General features: G+C 60.8%; 28 protein-coding genes. 22 read left to right on the top strand and 6 right to left on the bottom strand.

Features of this window, described 5'->3' with window-relative positions:
* Window positions 1-147 precede the first annotated feature (147 nt).
* From fliF to visR, 3 genes are all read left to right on the top strand, one after another.
* Window positions 148-1869, top strand: a complete 1722-nt coding sequence (fliF, locus tag LQK84_RS06900; protein WP_230827957.1) for a flagellar basal-body MS-ring/collar protein FliF — start codon at window positions 148-150, stop codon at window positions 1867-1869.
* A 199-nt stretch (window positions 1870-2068) separates the two neighbouring features.
* Window positions 2069-2803, top strand: a complete 735-nt coding sequence (gene visN, locus LQK84_RS06905; protein WP_442966906.1) for a transcriptional regulator VisN — start codon at window positions 2069-2071, stop codon at window positions 2801-2803.
* A 47-nt stretch (window positions 2804-2850) separates the two neighbouring features.
* Window positions 2851-3585 carry a transcriptional regulator VisR gene (gene visR / locus LQK84_RS06910; protein ID WP_230827959.1) on the top strand — a complete coding sequence of 245 codons (735 nt, stop codon included), beginning with the start codon at window positions 2851-2853 and terminating at the stop codon, window positions 3583-3585.
* A 77-nt stretch (window positions 3586-3662) separates the two neighbouring features.
* On the opposite strand, the gene LQK84_RS06915 is transcribed toward visR, so the two are convergent.
* The 6 genes from LQK84_RS06915 to motA all read right to left on the bottom strand — a co-directional run bounded on the left by LQK84_RS06915 (window position 3663) and on the right by motA (window position 9066).
* Complete coding sequence (locus LQK84_RS06915) at window positions 3663-4103, bottom strand: hypothetical protein (RefSeq protein ID WP_230827960.1); 441 nt, start codon at window positions 4101-4103, stop codon at window positions 3663-3665.
* Window positions 4103-5191, bottom strand: coding sequence for a flagellar biosynthesis protein FlhB (flhB, locus tag LQK84_RS06920; RefSeq protein WP_230827961.1), 1089 nt, complete (start codon window positions 5189-5191; stop codon window positions 4103-4105). Before flhB ends, LQK84_RS06915 begins: the two co-directional genes overlap by 1 nt.
* A 120-nt stretch (window positions 5192-5311) precedes the next feature.
* Entirely contained in the window at window positions 5312-6352 is a 1041-nt protein-coding gene (locus LQK84_RS06925; protein ID WP_230827962.1) for a flagellar motor switch protein FliG, read from the bottom strand.
* Between the two features lie 20 nt (window positions 6353-6372).
* Window positions 6373-6936, bottom strand: coding sequence for a flagellar motor switch protein FliN (gene fliN, locus LQK84_RS06930; RefSeq protein WP_230827963.1), 564 nt, complete (start codon window positions 6934-6936; stop codon window positions 6373-6375).
* Window positions 6937-7213: 277 nt separating this feature from the next.
* The gene (locus tag LQK84_RS06935; protein ID WP_230827964.1) at window positions 7214-8188 is read right to left on the bottom strand and encodes a FliM/FliN family flagellar motor switch protein; all 975 of its coding nucleotides are present in this window, start codon (window positions 8186-8188) and stop codon (window positions 7214-7216) included.
* Window positions 8188-9066 (bottom strand): flagellar motor stator protein MotA, encoded by an 879-nt coding sequence (gene motA, locus LQK84_RS06940; protein ID WP_230827965.1) that lies wholly within the window; start codon window positions 9064-9066, stop codon window positions 8188-8190. Before motA ends, LQK84_RS06935 begins: the two co-directional genes overlap by 1 nt.
* A 206-nt stretch (window positions 9067-9272) precedes the next feature.
* Between motA and flgF the strand changes: the two genes are divergently transcribed.
* The 19 genes from flgF (at window position 9273) to LQK84_RS07035 (ending at window position 25691) form a co-directional block, all read left to right on the top strand.
* Window positions 9273-9998 carry a flagellar basal-body rod protein FlgF gene (gene flgF / locus LQK84_RS06945; RefSeq protein WP_230827966.1) on the top strand — a complete coding sequence of 242 codons (726 nt, stop codon included), beginning with the start codon at window positions 9273-9275 and terminating at the stop codon, window positions 9996-9998.
* Between the two features lie 79 nt (window positions 9999-10077).
* The gene (gene fliI, locus LQK84_RS06950; RefSeq protein ID WP_230827967.1) at window positions 10078-11469 is read left to right on the top strand and encodes a flagellar protein export ATPase FliI; all 1392 of its coding nucleotides are present in this window, start codon (window positions 10078-10080) and stop codon (window positions 11467-11469) included.
* Window positions 11470-11472: 3 nt separating this feature from the next.
* Window positions 11473-12057 (top strand): hypothetical protein, encoded by a 585-nt coding sequence (locus LQK84_RS06955; RefSeq protein WP_230827968.1) that lies wholly within the window; start codon window positions 11473-11475, stop codon window positions 12055-12057.
* A gap of 125 nt (window positions 12058-12182) precedes the next feature.
* The gene (gene flgB / locus LQK84_RS06960; RefSeq protein WP_230827969.1) at window positions 12183-12581 is read left to right on the top strand and encodes a flagellar basal body rod protein FlgB; all 399 of its coding nucleotides are present in this window, start codon (window positions 12183-12185) and stop codon (window positions 12579-12581) included.
* Between the two features lie 5 nt (window positions 12582-12586).
* Entirely contained in the window at window positions 12587-13012 is a 426-nt protein-coding gene (flgC, locus tag LQK84_RS06965; protein ID WP_230827970.1) for a flagellar basal body rod protein FlgC, read from the top strand.
* The gene (locus LQK84_RS06970) at window positions 13009-13323 is read left to right on the top strand and encodes a flagellar hook-basal body complex protein FliE (RefSeq protein WP_230827971.1); all 315 of its coding nucleotides are present in this window, start codon (window positions 13009-13011) and stop codon (window positions 13321-13323) included. Before flgC ends, LQK84_RS06970 begins: the two co-directional genes overlap by 4 nt.
* Before the next feature lie 9 nt (window positions 13324-13332).
* Window positions 13333-14121 (top strand): flagellar basal-body rod protein FlgG, encoded by a 789-nt coding sequence (flgG, locus tag LQK84_RS06975; RefSeq protein ID WP_230827972.1) that lies wholly within the window; start codon window positions 13333-13335, stop codon window positions 14119-14121.
* Window positions 14122-14141: 20 nt separating this feature from the next.
* Window positions 14142-14633, top strand: a complete 492-nt coding sequence (flgA, locus tag LQK84_RS06980) for a flagellar basal body P-ring formation chaperone FlgA (RefSeq protein ID WP_442966927.1) — start codon at window positions 14142-14144, stop codon at window positions 14631-14633.
* Window positions 14630-15748 (top strand): flagellar basal body P-ring protein FlgI, encoded by a 1119-nt coding sequence (locus tag LQK84_RS06985; RefSeq protein WP_230827974.1) that lies wholly within the window; start codon window positions 14630-14632, stop codon window positions 15746-15748. The genes flgA and LQK84_RS06985 overlap by 4 nt, the downstream gene beginning before the upstream one ends.
* Entirely contained in the window at window positions 15748-16269 is a 522-nt protein-coding gene (locus tag LQK84_RS06990; protein WP_230827975.1) for a MotE family protein, read from the top strand. Before LQK84_RS06985 ends, LQK84_RS06990 begins: the two co-directional genes overlap by 1 nt.
* Window positions 16270-16271: 2 nt before the next feature.
* On the top strand, window positions 16272-16982 hold the full coding sequence (gene flgH, locus LQK84_RS06995) for a flagellar basal body L-ring protein FlgH (protein WP_230827976.1): 711 nt from the start codon (window positions 16272-16274) through the stop codon (window positions 16980-16982).
* 25 nt (window positions 16983-17007) lie between these two features.
* Window positions 17008-17583: a flagellar basal body-associated FliL family protein gene (locus LQK84_RS07000; RefSeq protein WP_230827977.1), complete on the top strand. Its 576-nt coding sequence runs from the start codon at window positions 17008-17010 to the stop codon at window positions 17581-17583.
* Window positions 17580-18317: a flagellar type III secretion system pore protein FliP gene (gene fliP / locus LQK84_RS07005; RefSeq protein WP_230827978.1), complete on the top strand. Its 738-nt coding sequence runs from the start codon at window positions 17580-17582 to the stop codon at window positions 18315-18317. The genes LQK84_RS07000 and fliP overlap by 4 nt, the downstream gene beginning before the upstream one ends.
* A gap of 277 nt (window positions 18318-18594) precedes the next feature.
* Window positions 18595-19560: a flagellin N-terminal helical domain-containing protein gene (locus LQK84_RS07010; protein WP_230827979.1), complete on the top strand. Its 966-nt coding sequence runs from the start codon at window positions 18595-18597 to the stop codon at window positions 19558-19560.
* 228 nt (window positions 19561-19788) lie between these two features.
* The gene (locus LQK84_RS07015) at window positions 19789-20754 is read left to right on the top strand and encodes a flagellin N-terminal helical domain-containing protein (protein ID WP_230827980.1); all 966 of its coding nucleotides are present in this window, start codon (window positions 19789-19791) and stop codon (window positions 20752-20754) included.
* A gap of 299 nt (window positions 20755-21053) precedes the next feature.
* A complete protein-coding gene (locus LQK84_RS07020) occupies window positions 21054-22019 on the top strand; it encodes a flagellin N-terminal helical domain-containing protein (RefSeq protein ID WP_230827981.1) in 966 nt (321 codons plus the stop codon).
* A gap of 360 nt (window positions 22020-22379) precedes the next feature.
* Window positions 22380-23348, top strand: a complete 969-nt coding sequence (locus LQK84_RS07025) for a flagellin N-terminal helical domain-containing protein (protein WP_230827982.1) — start codon at window positions 22380-22382, stop codon at window positions 23346-23348.
* 331 nt (window positions 23349-23679) lie between these two features.
* Window positions 23680-24309, top strand: a complete 630-nt coding sequence (locus LQK84_RS07030; protein ID WP_230827983.1) for a hypothetical protein — start codon at window positions 23680-23682, stop codon at window positions 24307-24309.
* Window positions 24306-25691, top strand: a complete 1386-nt coding sequence (locus tag LQK84_RS07035) for a MotB family protein (protein ID WP_230827984.1) — start codon at window positions 24306-24308, stop codon at window positions 25689-25691. The genes LQK84_RS07030 and LQK84_RS07035 overlap by 4 nt, the downstream gene beginning before the upstream one ends.
* The last annotated feature ends 1 nt before the right edge of the window (window position 25692 follow it).

Below are 25692 nucleotides of genomic sequence, written 5' to 3' on the forward strand. Positions count from 1 at the left end.
AGTTCGCGCAAGTTTCGATTCCTACTCTTGAACCACGGCTAAATGCTGCGGTGCGAATCCCTTTCGCGCGGCAGCAGGGGAAATCCGCACCGGCCCTGCCGGTCGATGCTCTCCTGCCCGAAGTTCATGATGACGGTGCGGAACAGAATGAATCTGTTGAATCAGCTTTTGGCGATCGGCAAGAACCTTGCGGGGCTGGGCCCCGGGCGGCTTGCGGCGCTCGCCGGTGTCGGCGTACTCACGATCGCACTGATCCTCGGCGCAACCTATTACCTCAACAGACCGTCCATGGAGACGCTCTACGTCGGCCTCGACGCCAGCGACGTGAGCCAGATCAGCCTGGCGCTTGCCGGTGCCGGCATTGCCTTCGAACAGGGCACGGATGGCACGAGCATCAAGGTCAAGGTCGGCCAGACCGCGCAGGCGCGTCTGATGCTCGCCGAGCAGGGCCTGCCCAACAGCGCCAATTCCGGCTACGAGCTGTTCGACAAGGTCGGCTCGCTCGGCCTCACCTCCTTCATGCAGCAAATCACCAAGGTTCGCGCGCTCGAAGGTGAAATCGCCCGCACGATCCAGCAGATCCAGGGCATCTCCGCCGCCCGCGTCCACATCGTTCTCGCCGACCAGGGTTCGTTCCGCGAAGGCACGCAGAAGCCGACCGCCTCCGTCATGGTGCGCGCCGGCGCACAGGCAGGCCGCAAGGCCGCCATGTCCATCCGCCACCTGGTGGCCTCGTCCGTTCCGGGCCTCAGCCCCGATGACGTGACAATCCTCGATTCCAGCGGCCAGCTGCTCGCCTCCGGCGACGACTACTCGAACACGGCCGCCAACCGCTCGCTCAACACCGAGCTGCAGGTCCAGTCGCAGATCGAGACCAATATCGACAAGGCGCTCTCGCCCTTCCTCGGCATCGACAACTTCCGCGCCAGCGTCGTTGCAAAGCTGAACACGGACGCCCAGCAGACCCAGGAAACCACCTTCGATCCCGACTCCAAGGTCGAGCGCTCCGTCCGCGCGACCAAGGAGAACCAGAAGTCGCAGCAGACCGACAACAACAGCGCGACCACGGTGCAGCAGAACATTCCGCAGGGCACGGCCGCCGGCTCCAACAAGGGCGGCCCCTCGCAGAATGAAGAGCAGGACAAGAAGGAAGAGACGACCAACTACGAGATCAACAGCAAGACGGTCTCGACGGTTCGCAACAGCTACTCCGTCGAAAAGCTCTCCGTCGCCGTGGTCGTCAACAAAGCCCGCGTTGCCAAGCTCGTCGGCGAGCCGGTCGATCAGGCCAAGATCGACGCCTATGTGGCCGAGATGCAGAAGGTCGTCACTGCGGCCGCCGGGATTGATCCCAAGCGCGGCGACGAGATCAACGTCACGGTCATGGACTTCCTCGAGAACCAGCTGATCGCCGATGCGGCCGCCTCCGGCCCCGGGATCATGGAAATCCTGTCGCGCAACCTTGCAGGCATCATCAATTCGCTCGCCTTCATCGTCGTTGCCTTCCTGATCGTCTGGCTCGGCTTCCGTCCGCTCGCCAAGTCGATGGGCACGGGTCTTGTCGTGGCCGGTGCTGCCGGCGCGCCGGGCGGCGTGATCGAAGGCCAGTCGGATTCGCTCGGCCTCGAACTGCCGGACTTCGCACCCTCGGGTGTCGACGGCCCCGGCGCCACCCTCATGGAGGGCTTCGGCTCCGACTTCGGTTTCGACAGCACCGAAGACTTGCTGACTGCCGGCGACGAGTCGGAGGGCGGCTTCAATCGGCGGGTCAAGGAAGGGCCGGAACGGCGCCTCGCCCGCATGGTCGAGATCAGCGAAGAGCGGGCGGCCAAGATCCTCCGCAAATGGGCAGTGGACAGGGCGGCTTAACGCCCTGTTTCCTTTCTGCGATAAGCTGACGCATTCTTTGAATTCGCATGCAACATGCTGGTGAAAGTCCATCTACCGTATATTTTCGGTGTGTCCCCCCGTCACCGCTAGCGATACACTCGGATGATTCGATCCGACCGGGTGGCAAGGTGTGCCCGGCGCGTTGGACACACTGCCTTTCTAGGGGCACGGGGATGTAATGAGTCATTGGGATGTCACTTCCGTCGGTCACGCGGCTGACCGATCCGAAGGGGCCCGGCGCATGATGAGCCGGGAGTTCCTCGTGACGCGCCTTGCACGGGCGACCGACGACCTCAGGCTCTCCACTCCCTTCGGTCTGCTCACCGACTATTGCGGCGCCTACGCCTATCTCGTGGCGCGCTACGACATGGTCAGCGACCAGCGGCTGGACAACGTGCTCGCCTCCAACTGGCCTTTCGATCTGGTGCGCCAGATCGACGAGGAGCTGCATGCGAGCTACCATCGCTCCAATGAATTCGAGAAATGCCTGGCGGCGCTGCAGCCGGCCTTCGCCTTCTTTCCCACCGATGCCGAACTGCCGGACGGGGTCAGCCGTCAATACTGCTCGCTGGTCTTCAACGCCGGTCGCTCGCGCTACATGCTGCTCTTCCTGCTGCCGGACGATACCGCCCATTCGAGCCAGCGCGTCATGGAGGCGGGCCTTCTCGCCGGCTATATCCTGAGCATGAGAACGTCGCGCAAGGTTCAGATGGACCGTGACATGGACCTCACCGATCGCGAACTCGAATGCATCTACTGGATTGCCGAGGGCAAGACGAGCGACGAGATTGCCATGATCCTCGGAATTTCCAAGAATACCATCAACAACTACATCACAAGCGTGATGCGCAAGACCGCCACCAAGAACCGCTCGGAGGCGATCGCGTATGCTGTCCGGAATAATCTTGTCTAAGGCGTTGGCGAGGCACATGCTCCTGCTCATCCAACCGAGGAATTTTGATGGCACAACGTCATGAACGGTTCGAGCCGGACACGTTGGCGGCGCACAAGGTTCGCAGTCGCAAGGGCGCGGACCTGATCCAGCAGATGACTGCCCTGCAAAGGCAGTTGAACGCTCGAAATTTTGCGGTCTACCGCGTCACCGGATCCGGCATCTCGGCCAAGCGGGCCATCAAGCTCCTGGCCGACAACTTTCCGACGGGCGGAACCGGCGCGCAAGAGGTGCTCGATCTTTATGGTGATGCCATGGTCGAGCATCTGGACGTCTCGATCCTTCCGCTGCTCTGGAATGGCCGTGAAGAGAGTTCGACCTCCGAGACCGTGGATTTCGATACGTTCGTGACGCGGCTGCGCGGCCGCACCCTGCCTTTTGCCGGCATCGCGTTTCCGGTGCGTCTGGGCGCGTCCGGCAATGGCTTTGCGGTCTTCACCTCCGCCTATCTCGACCTGACAAGCGAGACCATCCTCGAGACGCATATGCAGGTGACGGGCGCGCTGGCACGGCAACTGCAATATGAGGAGCGGCGTGGCCAGCCGGCCGAAATGCTCTCCGAGCGCGAAATCGCCTGCCTGCAGATGGCGGGCGACGGGCATACGAGCGAAGAGATCGCCGAAAAGCTCGCGCTGTCGGTCCACACCGTCAACGCCTATCTCGGCACGGCAACCACCAAGCTCGATTCCGTCAACCGCATCCAGGCGATCGCCAAGGCGATCCGGCTCGGCTACATCAACTGAACGTTTAAAACGGGAATTCCGGATATTCTGCTCACGCCAGGTCGTCCGGAACCGTTCCGGACGCCGCCCGATGCTGATCAGCCGGCCATCGCGGCCTTCTGGCCTGTGTAATAGCGGGAACTGGCCAGCGCATTGCGCAGGAAGACGGTATTGTCTTCGGGATTGGGAGCCGGGTTCTTGAAATCGATATGGTTGATTTCGACGCCGGCGTGGTTCTTGCTGAGCGCCAGCTTGGCGTAGATCGTCACGCCTTGCGGCTTGATCTCCAGATCAAGCTCGACTTCCGGCTCGCTGTCCCATTCAAGCCGATAGTTGCCGCCGACACCGAGCGTGACGGTTCCCGGATGGAAGTACAGCTCTGCAGCCGAAGACACGAGATCGGCAAGGCTGCCATAATGTTCGAATTTGAGGAGCGAAATCAGATCTGCGGCATCCACCAGTCGCAGTTCGGAGGCAACCGGGCGGATTGCCTCGGCCAGAATTTGCTCGCGCTGTTCTGAAAAGGGGTTCTTTCTCATTAGCCACGCATATTTTGTCTGGACTTGTTCTGCTTCGAGTAGACGCGGTGAATGAGCTCGGCAACGGCCTTGTAAAACACCGGTGGAATGACACTATCCACCGAGACTTGCGCAAACATTGAGCGCGCCAGGGGCGGGTCTTCAAAAACCGGAATGTTGTTCTGTTCGGCAAGCTCGCGAATGCGCAGCGCAATGAGGTCCTGACCCTTGGCAACGACGATCGGCGCCTCGTTTTCCTCGCGGACATAACGCAGCGCGACCGCATAGTGGGTCGGGTTCGCAACCACGAGAGTGGCCCGCGGCACGTTCGCCATCATCCGCCGACGCAGCAGGGTGCGGGCGAAGGAGCGCTGCTTGGCCTTCATGACAGGGTCGCCCTGCGCCTGCTTATACTCTTCCTTCACTTCCTGTTTCGTCATCTTCAGGTTTTCAAACCACTCCCGCCGCGTCCAGAAGAAGTCGCCCAGGCCGACGATGGCGGTTGCAAACAGGATGACGATGAGAATGGTCCGCATGTCCTCCATCATCCGCTTGAACAGCACGGACGGATCGGAAAACATCAGCGACAGCGAGCCGAAAAACTCGCTCTTCAAGGAAAAGATGACGACGATGGAAACGGCGATGACCTTGATCAGCGACTTGCCGAACTCGACAAGCGTCTGCAGGCTGAAGAGGCGCCCGATTCCGGCGGTCAGCGAAATGCGGGAAAGCTTCGGTGCGATCCGGTCGAGAACCGGGCTCGGCATGTTCTGCAGCACCGACGAGGCGACGCCGAAACCCATGATGAGCACAAGGGCAGGGACCACCACGGCGCCGGCGTTCCAGGCGAGGCGGTAAAACAGGGAGATCACGTCGGTTCTTGCGTCGAACCGCCATTGGTCGGCCTGCTCGAAAATGTCCTTGAGGCTGCCGGCAACGCTGAGCGAGCCATCGGCTGCAAAGAATACGACAAAGACATAGATCGCGACAGTCGAGGCAAGGGCCGTCAACTCTCGCGAAAACGGGACATTGCCTTCTTCAAGCGCGTCCTGTTTTCGCTTCTCTGTCGGGTCTTCTGTTTTGCTGTCCTTGTCTTCATCATCGGCCATGGATCAGCCCTCAAGCATGTCGCGCAAAACTGTATAGCGGTTTTGCGGGAACGGCATGCGAAAAAACAGCGTCGACGCGGAGGCGCATGGGCCCGTGGCGACGTTGAGGGAAGGCGTGCGTCAGGCCGCGGCCGACGACTCGCCCTTTTCCTTCAGTTCGATCTGGTTGTTGTTCGCAAGGCGAATGGCTTCCTGGGCGATCGAGCGGCGCGCGACGGCGATGTCGCGCGGGTTGATGCCCGTCGTGCCGGAACCCAGATCCGACTCGATCATGCGGCGCTGGCGTGCGCCGATGGCCGAAAGGACGGCTTCGCGGATATCCATCGGGGACCCACGCAGTGCCATGGTGATGACGTCGGCCGAGATGTCGTTGAACAGCGTGACGCGGCCGCGCTGCGGCATGGTGAGAAGGTCTTCGAAGAGGAAGATGCGCGGGCGAACCTTTTCGGCGGCTTCCTTGCTGAGCGATTCCAGCGCACCGAGCAGCTGTTCGACCTGTTCCTTCTCCAGCTCGTTCATCAGTTCGGCGACCTTGACGGTGCCGGTCGCGTTCTTCTCGGCATCCATTGCGCGCATGATTTCGACGACGCGGGTCTCGATGATCTCGGCGGCCTTCGGGCTGACCTGCTTCAGGTTGACCGTACGATTGATGACGTCGGCGCGGCGCTCTTCGCTGAGTTCCATCAGCACCTTGGCGCCGAAGCTCGAGGGAACCATGGAGAGAATGTAGGCGCCCGTCTGCGGATGTTCCTTTTCCAGGAAGTTCGCGACGAACACCGGATCGGTCTCGCCGAGCTGGTCCCAGATGGAAGCCGCTTCGAGCCCCTGGAAGGTGGCGCGGCGGCCGAGCAGGTTGTCGACCTCTTCCGGCGTCAGGCCTTCTTCCAGAATGCTCTCCATCGCCTTGGCGTTGTCCATCAGGCCAGCGCCCTCGGTGAAGAGGTCTTCGAATTCGTTGGTGAGTTCGATCAGTTCATGCGGCGGAATGCTGCGCAGGTTCTGCCCGGCGCGGATGATGACCTGCAACTCGTGCTGGGTGAAGAATTTCAGAAGCTTGCTGGCAACGCCCTTGCCCATCGACAGGAGCACTGCCGCTGCCTTTTCCGGCGGCGTCAGCGGCTTGTAGGAGACCTGCTCCTCGAATGCTTCGAAATCCATCATGGGTTTCTGCTACCTGTATTCTATCGCTTGATTGCCTTGACTTCGATCATTCGAATGCCAAAGCGCGTATTGTCTTCATCGAGAACCGTGATTTCACCGCGGCCGATCTGCCGGCCGTTGACGACGACTTCCACCGGGTCGCCGATCTTGCGGTCCAGCGCGATCGTGGCGCCCTCGGTCAGGTTCATCAGCGTCGCGACATGCATGTGGCTGTTGCCCAGCACGATCTGCACGTCGATCGGGATGTCCATGATCAGGTCGAGATTGGAATGCAGCGCGCTGCCCGTCGTGTGGCTCTGCGAGCCGCCGCCGAAGCCGGCATCCATGCCGCCGCCAAAACCGCCGCCGAACTGCGACAGATCCGCATCACCCATCCCACCGCCGCCGGAGGCGTCGAAATCGAAGCCGCCGCCTTCGCCGAGATCCGGCAATCCGCCCTCGGCGTCGCTCTTGAGCACGCCACGCAGGTTGTCGATCTGGTCGTCCAGCCCGGCATCGAGGTCGGGAGCAGCGTCAGACGAGAAATTCGCGAGGAAATCATCCTCGGCGGGTGCCTCTCCGGTTTTCGTCGTCTGTTTTGCCATGCCCGATTTATTCCAGTTCAAACTTGCGCCAGGCGTGACCGGAAGGTCCGCCACAGGCGCATACATGCCAAAGGTTCCGCATCCGCCTTCGTCGCGTGGCGGCGATAGAGAATCCTTAGCTGATTCTTCTTTAAAAACGATTGCTTCGCTTGCTCGAAACCAACCGATTGAAGGGAATTTGCCGAGGGTGTTGCGGGATCGACTCTAACACCCCGAAAGCCCGGGTGAGCGGGCGAGCCTGGCGTCCAAACGGAGCGCTTCAGGCCTGTCGCGGACCTCAGCCGATCAGATGCTCGAGCAGGTCGCTTTCGGTCGAATAGGTGTCCGTCACGCGCACCGTGTAGCGGGCGCCGCTGCGGCCGAATTCGCCGAAATAGAGTTCCTTGCCGTTGGCATTCACCTGCACCTTGACGTCGCCCATGTCCTCGAACGGGATGACGTCGCCGACCTGCAGCTTGCTGATGACGCCGAGCGTCTGCTGCTGCAGGTTGATCCGGGCTTCCACCGAGACCTGCGAGCGCTGAACCTGCTCCTTGATCTGCTCGGTCCATTCCTTCTTGGCCCGACCGGCAGCCGCGGATTTCGTCGTCGTCACCTTGGTCTTCAGGAAATTTCGCTGCGGCACGGCCAGGTGGATCAGCGATTCCGTCTTGCCGAGATTGATGATGAAGCTGATCAGCACCGCGTTGGGGTCGCGATAGCCCTCCGGAGGCTTCGGGCGGTCGCCGGCATTGTAAGGATTGCCGATCACCGGCTCGAAATTGCCGCCGGTCGCAACCGAGGTGCGCAGCACGTTGGCGACCTTGGCGAAGATCATATCCGTCAGGTCGAGTTCGATCTTGGACAGCAGGCGTTCCGACGGCGGCTCGATCATTTCCGGTGGGGCGCCAAGCATGGCCTCCACCAGCGTCATCACGAAGGCACTGCCGCAAGCCATGGTGAATTCCGGGCACCATCCGCGCAGCGAAGCGTCGCAGAGCGCCACGGTTTCGCCGAGGCCGGCAAGCAGCTCTTCCTTCAGGCCGGTCTTCAAGGATGAGAAACGGATTTCGATCTTGTAGCCGGTCTCGCTGTGGAAGATGTCGGGCAGGAATTCGATATAGGCCGCGGTGATTTCGCTGCAGATCCGTTCAAGGCTCGCCGCGTCGCCGAGCTCGCCCGTCATCCTGGCGAGCAGCGTCGGGTCGAACGCCTTGGGTGCCTCCGGGGAGGGGGCTTCAGAAGGAGTTACTGTTTCCGCCGTTTCAGACATTATGCCGCCTTCGCGTCACCGCCGCCGCCGGGGTTCATCATTTCCTGCTCGACCGCGTCGATCGACGGACGTTCCTTGGCCGAGATGGTCTTGCGGCCGTATTCGAGCGCGACCTGCGGAACAGAGCCGTTCATGTAGGCGAGCAGCGTCTGCTTGACGATCACATAAAGGCGGTTCTGCTTTTCGCGAACCATCTTCACCGAAGCCGAGATCGGCTGGATAATACAATATGAGATCAAGATACCGGCGAATGTACCGACGAGCGCGGCGGCGATGAGTTCGCCGAGCACTTCCGGCGGCTCGCTGATGGCGCCCATGGTGTGAATGATACCCAGAACGGCCGCGACGATACCGATGGCGGGCATGGCGTCGCCCATGCCGTTGAGCGCGTTGTGCGGCTTCAGCTTGTCGTGCTCGATCGTGTTGATTTCCTCGTCCATCAGCGCTTCGATTTCGTGGCTTCGCGCATTGCCGATGATGATGAGGCGAACATAGTCGCAGATGAAGGCGGTCAGTTCGTGGTTGGCCAGAACCGTCGGGGCAGCCTGGAAGATCGAGGATTCTTCCGGATTGTCGATATGCGCTTCGATCTCGTTGCGCGACTTGGTGCGCAGGTCACGCATCAGCGCGTAGAGCACGCCGAGCATGTCGAGATAGTGGCGTTCATGGGGAACCTTGTTGCCGAGCGCCTCGCCCAGCGCTTTCCCCGTGTCCTTGATGACCTTCATCGGGTTGGCGATGATGAAGCCGCCCACGGCAGCGCCGATGATTTCGAGGAGTTCGTACGGCTGTACAAGAACGCCGAAGTGCCCGCCCGCAGCCATGTAGCCGCCGAACACGCAGCCGAAGGTCACGACCAGACCGATGATCATGTTCATGCCAAATTACTCCCGTCGAAAGCGACATTCAAACACTCTGGTATGAATTTTCCCTTGCGTGAGGCTGGCAGAGATGACCACGCGGACGGCTTCTTCCGTTTATGACGGCAATGCGAAGAATATGCGCAGGAGCGGATAAAGCCTCGCGCAAGGCGAGCACCGCACATTGGCCGCACATTCTGATCCTCCCGCATTTTGGAACCTTCATGGAAACCGGCATCTACGTGTCACTGTCTTCCCAGGTCGCGCTCGAACAGCGTCTGTCGACCCTGGCCGACAACGTGGCCAACCTGAATACCGTCGGCTTCCGGGCGACGGAGATCAAGTTTCAGGACGTCCTGCAGCGCAGCGGCGGCACCGATGTGCATTATGTAGATCCGGGAAAGGAGTTCCTGTCGGAAAAGAACGGCGCACTGACGCCGACCGGCAACTCGCTCGACTTCGCCATTCGCGGCAATGCCTATTTCCAGGTGCAGACGCCCTCGGGGCCGGCACTCACCCGTGACGGCCGGTTTTCGTTGACACCGAATGGCGGCCTGGTCACCGTTCAGGGCTATCCGGTTCTTGATGCGGGCGGCTCGCCCATTCAGATCGCCACGAGCGGCGGCAAGGTGGCGCTCGGCAATGATGGCTCCATTCAGGTGGATGGACGCCGTGCCGCCGTGCTCGGGCTTTTCGAAGCCAATATGAACAATGGCTATCAACGTGTTGGTGGCTCGGCCTTCATTCCGGCGGCAGGCGCGCAGGCCGTGGTTGACCGCATCGATGCCGGCGTCGTGCAGGGCTTCGTCGAGGAGTCCAATGCCAATCCGGTCCAGGAAATGACGCGGCTGATCATGGTCCAGCGCAATTTCGAAGACATCTCCGCCACCATGCAGAAGAACGAGACGTCGCTCGAAGAAGCCATCAAGAGCCTCGGTTCGAGGTCATGATGTCGCCGTCGACACACCCCGATCATCTGCGGACACGGCTGTCTGAGGCGCGCTCCTTGCGTGGGGGTGCGGCCGGGTGATGGTGGAAGCGACCGACCGAAGCGCTGCATCAAGGCTTGAAGCGCTTTCGCGCGTCGCGGCCCAATATGCCGCGCCCGAGCAGCTTTCGGCGCCGGGCGGCCGGGTCAAGACCATTGCCGCCGGCCACTACACTGTTACCGGACTTTCCAAGCAGGTCCGCCTCGGCGACTTCGTCGGCCACACGACGGCGACGGGCGTACACCTCGGCGAGGTGGTCCGCGTCGAGCCGGAAGCCGTCTTCGTCTGCCCGATCGAACCGGGCGAACCTATCGGCATCGGCGATGTCGTGCTGCGCAAGGGCGCCTTCCGTCTCGCACCCGACGCGAGCTGGTGCGGCCGCACGATCAATGCGCTGGGCGATCCCATCGACGGTCTCGGTCCGTTGGTTCAGGGCCCGGTTCGGCGGCCGATTTCCGCCAACGCGCCACCTTCCATGCTGCGTTCGCGGGTGGAGCGCGGCTTCAAGACCGGCGTGAAGGCGATCGATATCTTCTCGCCGCTCTGCCTCGGCCAGCGCCTCGGGATTTTCGCCGGCTCCGGTGTCGGCAAGTCCACCCTTCTGTCCATGCTGGCGCGCGCCGACTCCTTCGATCGCGTCGTGATCGCCCTTGTCGGCGAACGCGGACGCGAAGTGCGCGAATTCATCGAGGATACGCTCGGCGACAATCTGCGGAAGTCGGTGGCCATCGTCGCGACCAGTGATGAAAGCCCGATGCTGCGCAAGATGGCCCCGCTCTCAGCCATCACCATTGCCGAACAGTTTCGCGACAATGGCGACAACGTTCTCCTGATCGTCGACAGCGTCACGCGGTTTGCTCATGCGATCCGCGAGGTCGCGGTTGCCTCGGGCGAGCCGCCTGTGGCGCGCGGCTATCCGGCCTCCGTGTTCACCGAGTTGCCGCGCCTTCTCGAACGAGCAGGACCCGGCGAAGAAGGCAAGGGCACCATCACGGCGATCATCTCGATCCTCGTCGATGGCGACAATCACAACGACCCGATCGCCGACTCCACCCGCGGCATTCTCGACGGCCATATCGTCATGGAGCGGTCGCTGGCGGAGGAGGGGCGCTATCCGCCGATCAATCCGCTGGCCTCGATTTCCCGTCTGGCACGCAAGGCGTGGACACCGGACGAGGAAAAGCTGGTGTCGCGCCTGAAATCGCTGATCCACAAATACGAGGAAACGAGCGACCTGCGCCTTATCGGCGGCTATCGCCCGGGCTCCGATCCGGAGGTCGACATGGCCGTCCGGCAGGTGCCCGTCATCTATGAAATGCTCAAGCAGTCTCCCGGCGACCAGCCCTCGCCGGATGCATTTGCCGATCTGGCGGCGGCGCTCCGCAATGCCGCCATGCCGCAGGCACAACCGGCCAACGTTCGAAGGAACTGACATATGATCGAGGATGGGGAACCGATCAGGATGCACAAGGAGCCGTCGCGTTCGACCGACTCCATGGACCGCGTGGACATGGCGCTTTCCGCGACCGGCGTGGCGTTGGCAGTGTTTGCTGCCTTCTTTCCCTGGTATGTCTTTTTCAACTACGAACAATTTGCTCCCAAATACGGACAGATGGTCCAGAACATGCGGCGCGATCTCCCTGTCTTTGCGCCCAAGCCCGTCTTTTCCGTTTCACCGTCAGCCAGCATCAACATCAATCAGCGCCCGCCGGGGCTCGCCATGCAGGTCCCGCCGGCCCTGGATGACATCACCACCGCGACGGTTCCGGGAGACGATGCCGACCGCAAGAAGCCGAGGGCAGACGCCGGCAGTCTCGACCAGCCGATGCCCGGGGCCGCCGGAAGCTTCCGCCTCCTGCATGTCGCCGGCGGACGCGCGCTGGTAGAGGACGGAAGTGGCATATACATGGTCGGGATAGGCGAGTTCCTTCCCGACAACAGCAAGCTCATCTCGATGGAGCAGCAGGGCGGTCAGTGGGTGCTGACAACGTCCAACGGAAACACCTTGCGGGTGAATTGACCGTGAGGACGGGCCGGGCGCGCTGCGTGCCGCCCGGCATTGCCGGCCAGAGCAAGTCCCACGCAAGTTTAGAAGCCTACCCTCTGTCTCATAGCCATGATTAGCTGGAATGTACGGAGCGGGCGATGCAGCCTATACAGTTTTTTCAACTCGCGTCGCAGCAGGCGCAGTGGCTGTCAGTCCGCCAAAGCGTGATCTCCACGAACGTGGCCAATGCCGATACGCCCGGCTTCAAGGCGAAGGATATCGTTCCCTTTACCGAATTTCTCGATGCGGCGACGTCGCGCGGCAGCGACGGCGTGACGCTCGCCTCCACCAATCCGATGCATTTTGCCGATGCAGCCCAGAAGACGATGAATATCCGGCAGGTGGAAGACAAGTCCGGCAAGGTCAGCGCCTCGGGCAACAATGTCGGCCTGGCGCAGGAAATGATCAAGGCGAGCGAAGCCCGTCAGGACTACGACCTGAACGCCGGTCTGGTGAAGTCGCTGAACAAGATGATGCTCATGGTCGTCAGGAGATAATCAGGATGATCGTTGACCCGCTCTCCGCAAGTCTGAGAATTTCCGCATCCGGCATGGACGCGCAATCGACGCGTCTGCGCATCGTCTCGGAAAACCTCGCCAACGTCCGTTCGACCGGCGAGACGCCCGGCTCGGAACCCTATCGCCGAAAGATGGTGAGCTTTGCCCAGCACGTAGACCGCTCGAGCGGCGTGCCCGAGGTCAAGATCCAGAAGATCTTTGACGACACAAGTGCCTTCAACCTCGAATTCGACCCCGGCAATCCGGCGGCCAACAAGGACGGCTACGTCAAGATGCCCAACGTCAATCCGCTGATCGAAATGGCGGACATGCGCGAGGCAAACCGCAGCTACGAAGCCAACCTTCAAGCGATCAAGCAGGCGCGCGACATGATCAGCTCGACGATAGACCTGCTGAGGAGCTCGTCATGATAGATCCCATTTCCCTTTCCTCGCTGGTGCAGAACCTGTCAAGCGTCGCCAGCAAGGCGACGTCGGCGGTCGAGGATGCCTCCAAGGTCGCGGGTCCGAGCTTCGTCGATGTGCTGAAGAACACGGCAAACGATATGTTCGGCGATCTGAAGAATGCCGAAACCATGTCTTACAAGGGTGTTGAGGGCAAGGCGTCGACCCGCGAGGTCGTGGATGCCGTCATGAATGCCGACCGCTCGCTGCAGACCGCCATCGCCATCCGCGACAAGGTCGTCTCCGCCTATCTCGACATCACCAAAATGCCAATCTGAGGATCGCCGATGAGAGCTCTTTCCATAGCTGCAACCGGCATGAATGCCCAGCAGACCAATCTCGAAGTCATTTCGAACAACATTGCCAACATCAATACGACGGGCTTCAAGCGCGCCCGCGCCGAATTCACCGACCTTCTCTACCAGACGGAGCGTCAGGCCGGCATCTCCAACGCCGCTAACGGTTCGATCGTGCCGGAAGGTGTCAATATCGGTCTCGGCGTGAAGACCGCCGCCGTGCGCAATCTGCATGAGCAGGGTCAGCTGACCTCGACCAGCAACCCCTTCGACGTCGCGATCGTCGGCAAGGGCTGGTTTCAGGTCCTGGCTGCCGATGGCAGCACGGTCTATACCCGCGATGGCGCCTTCAACGTGAATGCGCAGGGCCAGCTGGTCACGCTCTCCGGCGCGCAGGTCATTCCGAACATCACCGTTCCGATCGACGCCAAGAACATCACGATCAACAACACCGGACAGGTCTTCGCAATGGTCGGCAACGACACCAACGCGACCCAGCTCGGCCAGATCACGATCGCCACCTTCATCAACGATGCCGGCCTCGACGCCATGGGTGACAACCTGTTCCGCCAGACGGCGGCATCCGGCGACCCGACGGTTGGCGTGCCGAACGATCCCGGCTTCGGCAAGCTGCAGCAGAATTATCTGGAAGCCTCGAATGTGGACCCGGTGAAGGAAATCACCGACCTCATCTCGGCCCAGCGCGCCTATGAAATGAATTCCAAGGTCATCCAAGCCGCCGACGACATGGCTTCCGTGGTCAGCAAGAACCTGAGGTAAACATCTGGAGGTTGGGCATGATGCGCCGACTGCAAGAACGCAATGTCATGAAGACAGTTGTTTCCGCTTCCCTGCTGGTGCTCGCGACGGCCTTTGCTGCCCTCGCGGGTCCGACGGAAGACGGCAAGCGTTATGCCATGGTCCCGACAGCCGTGATCTACCCCGGCCAGATCATCAACGCCGGTCAGGTCAAGCGCGTCGAGGTGACCAATCCCAACTTTGCCGGCGATTACGCCACCGACTTCACCCAGGTCGACGGCATGATCACGAAGAGCACGCTCGTTCCCGATCGGGCCATCAGTGTCTCCGCGCTCCGCGAACCCTTTGCCGTCACCCACGGCCAGCAGGTCCGGCTGATCTACAGCAGCGGCACCCTGCAGATCACCGCGCTCGGCATGCCGCTTCAGGACGGCAGCGTCGGGGAACTCATTCGCGTCCGCAATGCCGATTCCGGCCTGACGGTCAGCGGAACCGTCCTCAGTCCGGGCATTGTGCAGGTGGTTTCTAAATGAAATTTGTGCGTCACATTGCAGCCATCCTGTTCACCGTCTGCCTGATCCTGGCAGACGGTCAATCTGCGTTTGCGACCTCGCGCATCAAGGACATCGCCTCGCTGCAGGCCGGCCGCGACAACCAGCTGATCGGCTACGGCCTGGTCGTGGGCCTGCAGGGCACCGGCGACAGCCTTCGCTCCGCGCCGTTCACCGAACAGTCGATGCGCGCCATGCTGCAGAACCTCGGCATTTCGACGCAGGGCGGCCAGAGCCGCACCAAGAACGTCGCGGCTGTCATGGTCACGGCAACGCTTCCGCCCTTCGCCAGCCCCGGCAGCCGCATCGACATCACCGTGTCCTCCATGGGCGACGCAACGAACCTCCGCGGCGGCACGCTGGTCATGACATCGCTGACCGGCGCCGACGGGCAGATCTACGCCGTTGCGCAAGGCTCGGTCATCGTGTCCGGCTTTTCGGCCGACGGCGCGGCCGCATCCGTGACGCAAGGCGTGCCGACGTCCGGCCGCATACCCGGTGGCGCCATCATCGAGCGCCCCTTGCCGTCGCGTTTCAAGGACAGCGTCAATCTGGTCCTGCAGCTTCGCAACCCCGATTTTACCACGGCGGTCGGCATTTCCGACGCCATCAATGCCTGGGCAAAAGCCCGTTTCGGCTCGCCGATCGCCGAGGCGACGGACTCTCAGGAAGTCGCCGTCGCCAAGCCGAAGCAGGCCGACCTTGCCCGTCTGATGGCCGATATCGAAAACCTCGCCGTCGAGACCGATACGCCGGCCAAGGTCGTCGTCAACGAGCGCACCGGCACGATCGTGATCGGCGCCGACGTCAAGGTTTCCAAGGTCGCCGTCAGCTACGGCACGCTCACGGTGCAGGTCACCGAAACGCCGCAGATCTCGCAGCCCAGTCCCTTCAGCCAGGGCGTGACGGCCGTCCAGCCGCAGACCGATATCAAGGCCACCGCTGAGAGCGGCACCGTGGCAATTCTCAATGGCCCCGATCTCAAGAGCCTCGTCACCGGCCTCAACAGCATCGGCGTGAAGCCCGACGGCGTCATCGCCATCCTGCAGGGCATCAAGTCCGCGGGCGCGCTGAATGCCGAACTGGTGGTGCAGTGATGGCAGCTTTCGGTATCAAGGCAGGCAGGACCACCTGGAGGCTCGCCGCCTCCGCGTTGCTGCTGGCAACCGTTTCGGCCATGGCCAATGACACGCCTGCGGCCCCGCCCGCAAATGCGAGCATCGACGAAATCCAGCAATATTGCTCGAACGTCGTCGATCCCGCCCGTGACCGCCGTTACCTGATGCAGAAGCAGGACCTCGAGAAGCTGAAGGCCGATGTCGATGTTCGCATCAAGGCGCTCGAGGAGCGCCGCAACGAGTATCAGGACTGGTTGAAGAAACGAAACGACTTCATGGAGACGGCGCGCCAGGACCTGGTCGACATCTACAAGAACATGAAGCCGGACGCCGCGGCACCGCGGCTGGCTGAAGTCGATGTGTATGTGGCAGCCGCCATATTGATGAAGCTCACGCCGCGCCAGTCGGGGCTGATCTTAAGTGAAATGGACCCTGCCAAGGCAGCGAAACTGACAGGGCTGATCTCCAGCGCTGCGGCTGCTCCGGCGAAAAAAGGCTAATCATGAAGAAACTCATTCCCCTTTTCGCTCTTCTGATGCCTTTGGCCGGATGTGGAAGCCAGGCGGTCAACGAAATCGGCCGCGCGCCCGCCATGAGCCCGATCGGCAGCGGCCTGCGCTATGGCCAGACGCAGGAAATGGCGCTCTATCCGAAGCGCCCGCAACAGGTTGCTTCCGGCTATTCGCTGTGGAACGACAATCAGGCCGCTCTCTTCAAGGATTCCCGCGCGCTCAAGGTCGGCGACATCCTGACGGTCAACATCCAGATCAACGACAATGCCAACTTCGCCAATGACACCAAGCGCAGCCGGCAGAACTCCGAAAGCATGAATTTCGGCCTGCAGGCCAAGAGCGCGGCCGTATCGCCTGCGCTGTCGGGCAACATCAACGGCGGATCGGACACGTCCTCGACCGGTTCGGGTTCGACCAAGCGTTCCGAAAAGCTGACGCTTCTGGTCGCTGCTGTCGTCACCGGCATTCTCGAAAACGGCAACCTCGTCATTTCTGGCTCGCAGGAAGTGCGCGTCAACCAGGAGCTTCGCATCCTCAATGTCGGCGGTATCGTCCGGCCGCAGGACGTGAACGCCGAAAACCAGATCTCGTATGAACGCATCGCCGAGGCCCGCATCTCCTACGGTGGCCGTGGACGCCTGACGGAAGTCCAGCAGCCGCCATGGGGGCAGCAGGCCGTCGATCTCTTCTCGCCATTCTGAGGACGGGACCGAAGGAAACAACACGATGGCAGAACCGGAAGCAGCGCCGGAAGGCGAAGGCGAGGAAGGCGGAAAGAAGAAGGGTGGTGGCCTCGTGGTCACCATCGTCATCGTCCTCGTGCTTTCGGTGATCGCCGGCGGCGGTGGCTGGTTCCTGGGCAAGAGCATCTCCGACAAGTTCATCACACAGGAGAAGAAGGACGAGATCGCCAAGAAGGCCGCCGAACAGGCGGCTGTCGCGGCCGCAGAGGCTGGCGGCGAGAAGAAGGGCGGCAAGAAGGAAGAGGGCGCAGGCCCTCCCAAGCTCGCCAACGAGGAAAACAATGTCGTCGTGCTTGAGCCGATCACCAGCAATCTCGCCTACCCGTCTCAGAGCTGGGTCCGGCTGGAGGTTGCGCTTCTCTTCGGTGACAAGCCGGATGAGAAGACGGCCGAGGAAGTGCATCAGGACATCATGGCCTATATCCGCACCGTATCGCTGCAACAGATCCAGAGCGCCCGCGGGTTTGAATACCTGCGGCAGGATATCAAGGAGCGTGCATCGCTCAGAACCGAGGGCCGTGTGAAGGACGTGATGTTCAGGACATTCGTGGTGCAATGAAAAAGCTTCTCTTCTTCACCACACTCATCGTCCTTCTGCCCGCCGGAAGCTTCGCGCAGCAATTGCCCGATTTCCTGACGCAGGCCCCTGTCAGCGGTTCGGTCGCCTCCTGGATCATCCGCACGCTCGGCCTGTTGACGGTGCTATCCATCGCGCCGGGCATCCTCGTCATGGTCACGAGCTTTCCGCGCTTCGTGATCGCCTTTTCGATCCTGCGCTCCGGCATGGGGCTGGCGACGACACCCTCCAACATGATCCTGACCAGCCTCGCGCTGTTCATGACCTTCTACGTCATGACCCCTGTCTTCGATAAGTCCTGGCAGGACGGCATCAAGCCGATGATGGACAACAAGATCACCGAGACCGAGGCGCTGCCCCGGATCTACGGCCCGTTCCGCGACTTCATGCTGGCCAACACACGCGACAAGGACCTGAAGCTCTTCGTCGATATCGCCCGCGAGAAGGGCCAGACGACCGAGACGGACGGAAAGGTCGATCTGCGGGTCATCGTGCCGGCCTTCATGATCTCGGAAATCCGCCGCGGCTTCGAGATCGGCTTCCTGATCGTGCTGCCCTTCCTGGTCATCGACCTCATCGTCGCGACGATCACCATGGCGATGGGCATGATGATGCTGCCGCCAACCTCGATCTCGCTGCCGTTCAAGATCCTCTTCTTCGTGCTGATCGACGGCTGGAACCTGCTGGTCGGCAGCCTGACGCGATCCTTCCTCTGATCGCGGTTCTCTATCCGGGCCACGCTCGCGTCAGCCTGAGACGCGCCCTGCGCAATTGTGACAGCCATTAAGACTCTGTTTCATATGATTCGGCGTGACCGGCGCCGGAACCCCGAAATTAGGTTTTCGGTAACATTTGAGGCGGCATAGTCCTGCCTGTATGACGGGCCTGGAGGGGGAAGAAATCCACGGGCGGCATGATGCCTTTCCGTCGTCGCCGGTAATCGTTTCAATCCGGTATGTCCCTGTTTTTGTTTTGCGTAAAGGGACAATCCCAATGACTAGCATTATGACGAACGGCGCAGCTATGTCTGCGCTCCAGACGCTGCGCGGCATCTCCTCGCAGATGGACGACACGCAGAGCGCGATCTCCTCCGGTCTTCGCGTTTCCAAGGCCTCCGACAACGCCGCATACTGGTCGATTGCGACCACGATGCGTTCGGACAACAAGGCTCTCTCCACCGTTGGTGACGCTCTCGGTCTTGCTGCTGCAAAGACCGATACGGCTTACACCGGCCTGAACGCCTCGATCTCCGTCGTTGACCAGATCAAGTCCAAGCTCGTTGCCGCCCGCGAACCGGGTGTCGACAAGACGAAGATCAATTCGGAACTCACCGAACTGAAGTCGCAGCTGACCTCCATCTCGAAGTCTGCTTCGTTCTCGGGCGAAAACTGGCTCTACAACACGACCGGCACCGCCGGCACGAAGGAAATGGTCGGTTCGTTCACCCGCGATACCACGGGCAACGTGTCGATCAACACGCTGAAGTTCAACGCTGCCAACTCGGTCCTCATCGACACGAACGCAGCCAGCGGCGGCCAATTGACGAAGGCGCTGACGGTGAACCAGCCGATCGCCAACTCGACCGGCACCACGACCGCGACCTACTTCCTTATCGATGCCAAGTCGACGACATCGGCAGGCGGCAGCGAAATCAAGCTGACGACTGGCACGAACGACCAGAACATCGAAGGCATGATCTCGGCCGTTGATACGATGCTGACGAACCTGACGGACTCCGCCTCCAAGCTCGGCGCCGTCAACAGCCGCATCTCGATGCAGAACGACTTCGTCAACAATCTGCAGGACGTGATCTCCAAGGGGGTTGGCCGTCTCGTTGACGCCGACATGAACCAGGAATCGACCAAGCTGAAGGCGCTGCAGACGCAGCAGCAGCTCGGCATCCAGGCCCTGTCGATCGCCAACTCCGACAGCCAGAGCGTTCTCTCGCTCTTCCGCTGATCCTTCGACCGAAACCGTTCCCGCTTGAAACGAGAGCCGCGCCCTCTGGCGCGGCTTTTCTATGTCTTGGCCTCGTCAATTCTCCTGAACGTTTTTCAGCATATGTTAAGCTTGATGTTTGATTGTCCTGTTCAGCGGGGCCGTTAACCACGGTCGCATGACGCTTCCCCGCAACCGCCGGTTCGCCCCGGCATGTCCCTCTAGAGTATTGTGTATCAGGGACAACCCATGACCAGCATTATGACAAACGGCGCAGCTATGTCTGCGCTCCAGACTCTCCGTGGCATTTCCTCGCAAATGGACGACACGCAGAGTGCTATCTCTTCGGGCCTTCGCGTTTCCAAGGCCTCCGACAACGCCGCTTACTGGTCGATTGCGACCACGATGCGTTCGGACAACAAGGCTCTCTCCACCGTTGGCGACGCTCTTGGTCTTGCCGCTGCAAAGACCGACACGGCCTACACCGGTCTCAACGCCTCGATCTCTGTCGTTGACGAAATCAAGTCCAAGCTCGTTGCCGCCCGCGAACCGGGTGTCGACAAGACGAAGGTCAATTCGGAAATCACCGAACTGAAGTCGCAGCTGAGCTCGATTTCCAAGTCGGCTTCGTTCTCGGGCGAAAACTGGCTCTACAACACCACCGGTACTGCCGGTACGAAGGAAATGGTGGGCTCCTTCACCCGCGATACGACGGGCAATGTTGCGATCAATACGCTGAAGTTCAACGCTGCGAACTCGGTTCTGGTCGATACCAATGCCGCCAGCGGTGGCCAGCTGACCAAGGCGATCACGGTAAACCAGCCGATTGCCAACTCGACGGGCACCACGACCGCGACCTACTTCCTGATCGATGCCAAGTCGACGACATCGGCAGGCGGCAGCGAAATCAAGCTGACGACTGGCACGAACGACCAGAACATCGAAGGCATGATCTCGGCCGTCGATAACATGTTGACCAGCATGACGTCGGTTGCCTCGACGCTTGGCGCGACGTCCAGCCGCATCCAGCTGCAGAACAACTTCGTTGCCGACCTGCAGGACGTGATCGGTAAGGGCGTTGGCCGCCTCGTGGATGCCGACATGAACCAGGAATCGACGAAGCTGAAGGCGCTGCAGACGCAGCAGCAGCTCGGCATCCAGTCGCTGTCGATTGCCAACTCCGACAGTCAGAGCATCCTGTCGCTCTTCCGCTAAAACCCGGGTCAGGGGAGGCGAGGACGTCGCCTCCCAACAGCCGGAAAATCAGAAAGGGTCGCCCCTTCGGGCGGCCCTTTTTCTGTTTCAGCAGTGAAATATGACTGGTTAGAATTACTAGGTCAGATCCCGAACGCATTTAAGCTTAATTAACCACGATGGTGTCTTTTAGACATATTGAAACGACGCGTTAACCTTAACAGTTGGTTATCGAGCATGATGCTGCAGCGACGTTGCCGTAGATATATCCGGCATGACCCCCCTTAAATTCTAGTCTGTCAAACACAGGGGCAGTACACATGACGAGCATTATGACGAACACTTCCGCAATGGCTGCATTGCAGACCTTGCGTACGATTGACATGAACATGTCCGACACGCAGAACGCGATTTCGTCGGGCTATCGCGTCAACACCGCTTCAGACAACGCCGCATACTGGTCGATCGCAACGACAATGCGTTCGGACAACAAGGCTCTTTCTACCGTTGGTGACGCGCTGGGTCTGGCCGCTGCGAAGACCGACACGGCCTACACCGGTCTCACGTCTTCCATCTCGGTGATCGACGAAATCAAGGCGAAGCTGGTTGCTGCCCGCGAACCGGGTGTCGACAAGACGAAGATCAATTCGGAACTCACCGAACTGAAGTCGCAGCTGACCTCCATCTCGAAGTCCGCTTCGTTCTCGGGCGAAAACTGGCTCTACAACACCACCGGCACTGCCGGTACGAAGGAAATGGTGGGTTCGTTTACCCGTGACAATTCGGGCAACGTCTCGGTCAACACGCTGAAGTTCAACGCCGCCAATTCCGTCCTCGTCGATACCGGTGCTGCTTCGCAGGGCCAGCTGACGAAGGCGATCACGGTCAACCAGCCGATCGCCAACTCGACAGGAACGACGACGGCGACCTACTTCCTCATCGACGCCAAGTCGACGACGTCTGCAGGCGGCACCGAAATCAAGCTGACGACGGGCACGAACGATCAGGACATCGAAGGCATGATCTCTGCCGTCGATAACATGCTGACCAACGTGACGTCCGTGGCCTCCACGCTCGGTGCGACCTCGACCCGCATCCAGCTGCAGAACTCCTTCGTCGCCGACCTGCAGGACGTGATCGGCAAGGGCGTTGGTCGTCTCGTCGACGCCGACATGAACCAGGAGTCGACCAAGCTGAAGGCGCTGCAGACGCAGCAGCAGCTCGGCATCCAGTCGCTCTCGATCGCCAACTCGGCCGGTCAGAACATCATGTCGCTCTTCAGGTAATCTGACGCGAATCACTGTCCCCCCAGAGCGGGCAGACAGACGGTCGCTTTGGTCCAGAGGGTCATTGAGAAGCCGCACCACGTCACGTGGTGCGGCTTTTTCGGTTTTTCGCTGTACCCATCTAAGTATTTGAATATATTAACAAAAGCCTACCGAGCGCTCCGCTTGGTAATTCATTCTTCAATCAAATTAACAACTTGCTAATGCCATTAAAGATTTGTTAACCTTGTTTCCGTTAAAGCTTCGTTAAGAACGCGGACAGGCCCCAGGGCAAAATGGGCCAGAGCATGATGCTATTCCTGCGTTGCCGGTATCCTTAACTCCGGAATGTCCCTCGTCTTCATTTTGGGGCAATGACCGATGACAAGCATTATGACCAATGCTGCCGCGATGGCGGCACTGCAGACTCTGCGCACAATCGACGGCAATCTGGAATCGACCCAGAACAAGATCTCCTCAGGCTATCGTGTTCAGACCGCGTCCGACAACGCCGCTTACTGGTCGATCGCAACGACCATGCGCTCGGACAACAAGGCACTCTCCACCGTCAGCGATGCGCTCGGTCTGGGTGCTGCAAAGACCGACACTGCCTACACCGCACTGGACTCCTCAATCTCGGTTATCGAGGAAATCAAGGCCAAGCTGGTCGCCGCGCGCGAACCGGGTGTCGACAAGACCAAGATCAATTCCGAACTGGCCGAACTGAAATCGCAGCTGCAGTCCATCTCGCAGTCCGCGTCGTTCTCCGGTGAAAACTGGCTTTACAATTCCTCGACCACACCTGCGGGCACGAAGGAAATGGTTGCGTCGTTCAACCGCTCGACCAACGGCTCGGTTGCCGTCACGACGCTGACATTCAACGCCAGCGAATCCATCATGATCGACACCAACGATGCAAATCTTGGTGCGCTGACCAAGGACGTCACCGTAACGCAACCACAGGCCGGCACGTCCGCGACGACAACGGCGACCTACTTCCTCATCAATGCCAAGTCGACGACGTCCGCGTCGGGTTCTGAAGTCAAGCTGACGACCGGAACGCCGTCCGAGAACATCGACGGCATGATCTCCGCAGTCGATCTGATGCTGACTGGCCTGACCAAGGTCGCCTCCGACCTGGGTGCCATCAACAAGCGCATCGACATGCAGGACAACTTCGTCTCCGACCTCATGAACGTGATCGACAAGGGCGTTGGACGTCTCGTTGACGCCGACATGAACCAGGAATCGACCAAGCTGAAGGCGCTGCAGACGCAGCAGCAGCTGGGCATCCAGTCGCTGTCGATCGCGAACACGAACTCGCAGAACATCCTTTCGCTCTTCAAGTAAGAGCAGTCAGGCCGGTCTTTCGTGGCCGGCCCGGGCAACTGATGCATCGACGTCGTAGGCCGAGAAGGATTTTCGGCCTGTCGGGCAGAAAGCCCCTTTTGAAACATTGCTGGAAATTCTGCCGTGCCGCCGGTCATCGGCATATGGTAGAAGGTTGGGCCGCGTTCATTGCCCTGACGCGGCCCAACATCTTCATCTTCGCACAAGATTGATCCCCTAGAACTTGGCCAACTGCGATCGCGGCGCATGCCTGACGCGCGCGAGCCTGCAGCGTTGCGCGAGGCGCTCTTGAGCGGCCGGTTGTTTTGTTATTCAGGGAAGTAGCGGATCGATGAGTGCAGGCCTCGCCAGATATCTCAAGGATTTCAGCGCCCCACCGCCATCGGTGCCCGACGTTTTCGAACTTCCGCAGGCATCCGAAATCGCCTTTGACTTCGAGCCGGAGCCGCAGATCGATCTCGATGCGCTCCGCCGCGAGGCGCATGAGGAAGGCCGGGCGGAGATGCAGGCCGAGATGCAGGCCATGTACCAGCAGCAGATCGAAGCCCTGATGGCGTCGCAAAGGCAGGCGGAAGCCGACATGGCGGCAGTCTATGAGCAGAGGATGGCCGAGCAACTGGCGGAGGTTCTTCCGCGCATTGCCACCGATGTGCGCGAGCTCGTTTCCACACATGTCATGAACGCGCTCAAGCCGATCCTCGACGCGGCGATGACCGAGCGTGCGGTCGAAAGCCTTGCCCAGACGGTGCGCTCTGTCTTTGCGGGCGAGGGCGGCATCGAACTCGTTCTCAAGGGACCGGGGTCTCTCGCGGAGAAACTGCGTGAGCGTCTGACGGGGCTCGATCTTGATTTTAAGCACGTCGAAATGCCGGGCGTCGATCTGTCCGTCGAACATGGCGATACCGTTCTCATGACCCGCCTCTCCGCGTGGCGCGACAGTGTTGAAGAGCTTCTGAAATGAGCGAGAACGAAAGCCACCACCACGGCAAGAACGAAATCATCATCATCAAGCGCCACGGCCATGGCGATCATGGCCACCATGGTGGCGCGTGGAAGATTGCCTACGCCGACTTCATGACCGCCATGATGGCCTTCTTCCTCGTCATGTGGCTGGTCAATGCCGCCAATGACGCGACGAAGGCGGCTGTTGCGAGCTATTTCAATCCCATCAAGCTGACGGACTCCAGCCCCGCGGACAAGGGCATCACCAAGCCGGGCAAGCAGGCCGACGGCGAGGCGACCCAGGAAAAGTCCAAGGTGGATGGCGAGGAGAAGTCGCAGGGAGACGCGGCCGCCAGCGGCCAGGAAAAGAGCTCGACAGCCGGCGAAAAGGTCACCTATTCCGAAGCCGACTATTTCGAGAACCCCTATGCAGTTCTGTCCGAAATCGTTCTCGATGTGGGGCAGCAGGCCAATGTGAGCGTCAAGGGTGAGGGCGGTGCAGCGACGGCTGGCCCCTCCACGGGTGCTGACGGCGGCGACGCCTACAAGGACCCCTTCGACCCCGATTTCTGGACCAAGCAGGTTCAGGTGAATCCCAAGGTCGGCAAGGGCAAGGACGCGGGCGAAGCCGGCAAGGACCAGGCCGCCGCGGCTGTTGCCGCCCAGGACAAGGGCAACGAGATCGGCAAGGGTGGCATACCCGGCGAGGCGGACAGCAAGGACACCGGCAAGGGCGGCATTCCAGGCGACCAGCAGACCATCGAAAAGGGCAAGGGCGGCAGCGCCGCCGACAAGAATGCGACCGAACAGGGCGGCGCGACTGCGGACGCAAAGCCGAATGCCGGCGAGCAGCAGGACAAGCCCGGCAAGCCGGCCGAAATGGCCTCCGCCCAGAGCCAGATGGACAAGGCAGAGGCGCAGGCTGCGGCAAAGGCTGCGAGCGACCTGAAGAAGCAGATCTTGAACACACTTCCGGCGTCTGTCGGCAAGCTCGCCGACGCGATCCGGGTCGAACCCTCCGAAGGTGGGCTGCTGATTTCGGTCAGCGATCAGGTGAGCACGCCGATGTTCGACGTCGGTTCGGCCGTGCCAAGCCGCGAGCTCGTGCTCGCCATGCAGGACATCGGCAAGGTGCTGGCGAAGGGCAAGGGCAGTGTCGTCATTCGCGGTCACACCGACGGTCGGCCCTACAAGGGCGGCACCGGCGACAACTGGGGGCTTTCTCTCAATCGTGCCCGCAGCGCCTATTACATGCTGGTCAGCGGCGGGCTTGACGAGAAGCGCGTCAACCAGGTGACCGGCTATGCCGACCGCTTCCTGAAAGTTCCGAAGGACCCCTATAGCCCCGCGAACCGTCGGATCGAGATCCTGCTCGAGGGCAAGACCGTAACCGGAGGCTGAT

The organism is Rhizobium sp. C4 (assembly GCF_021026315.1).
GTDB lineage: Bacteria > Pseudomonadota > Alphaproteobacteria > Rhizobiales > Rhizobiaceae > Ensifer_A.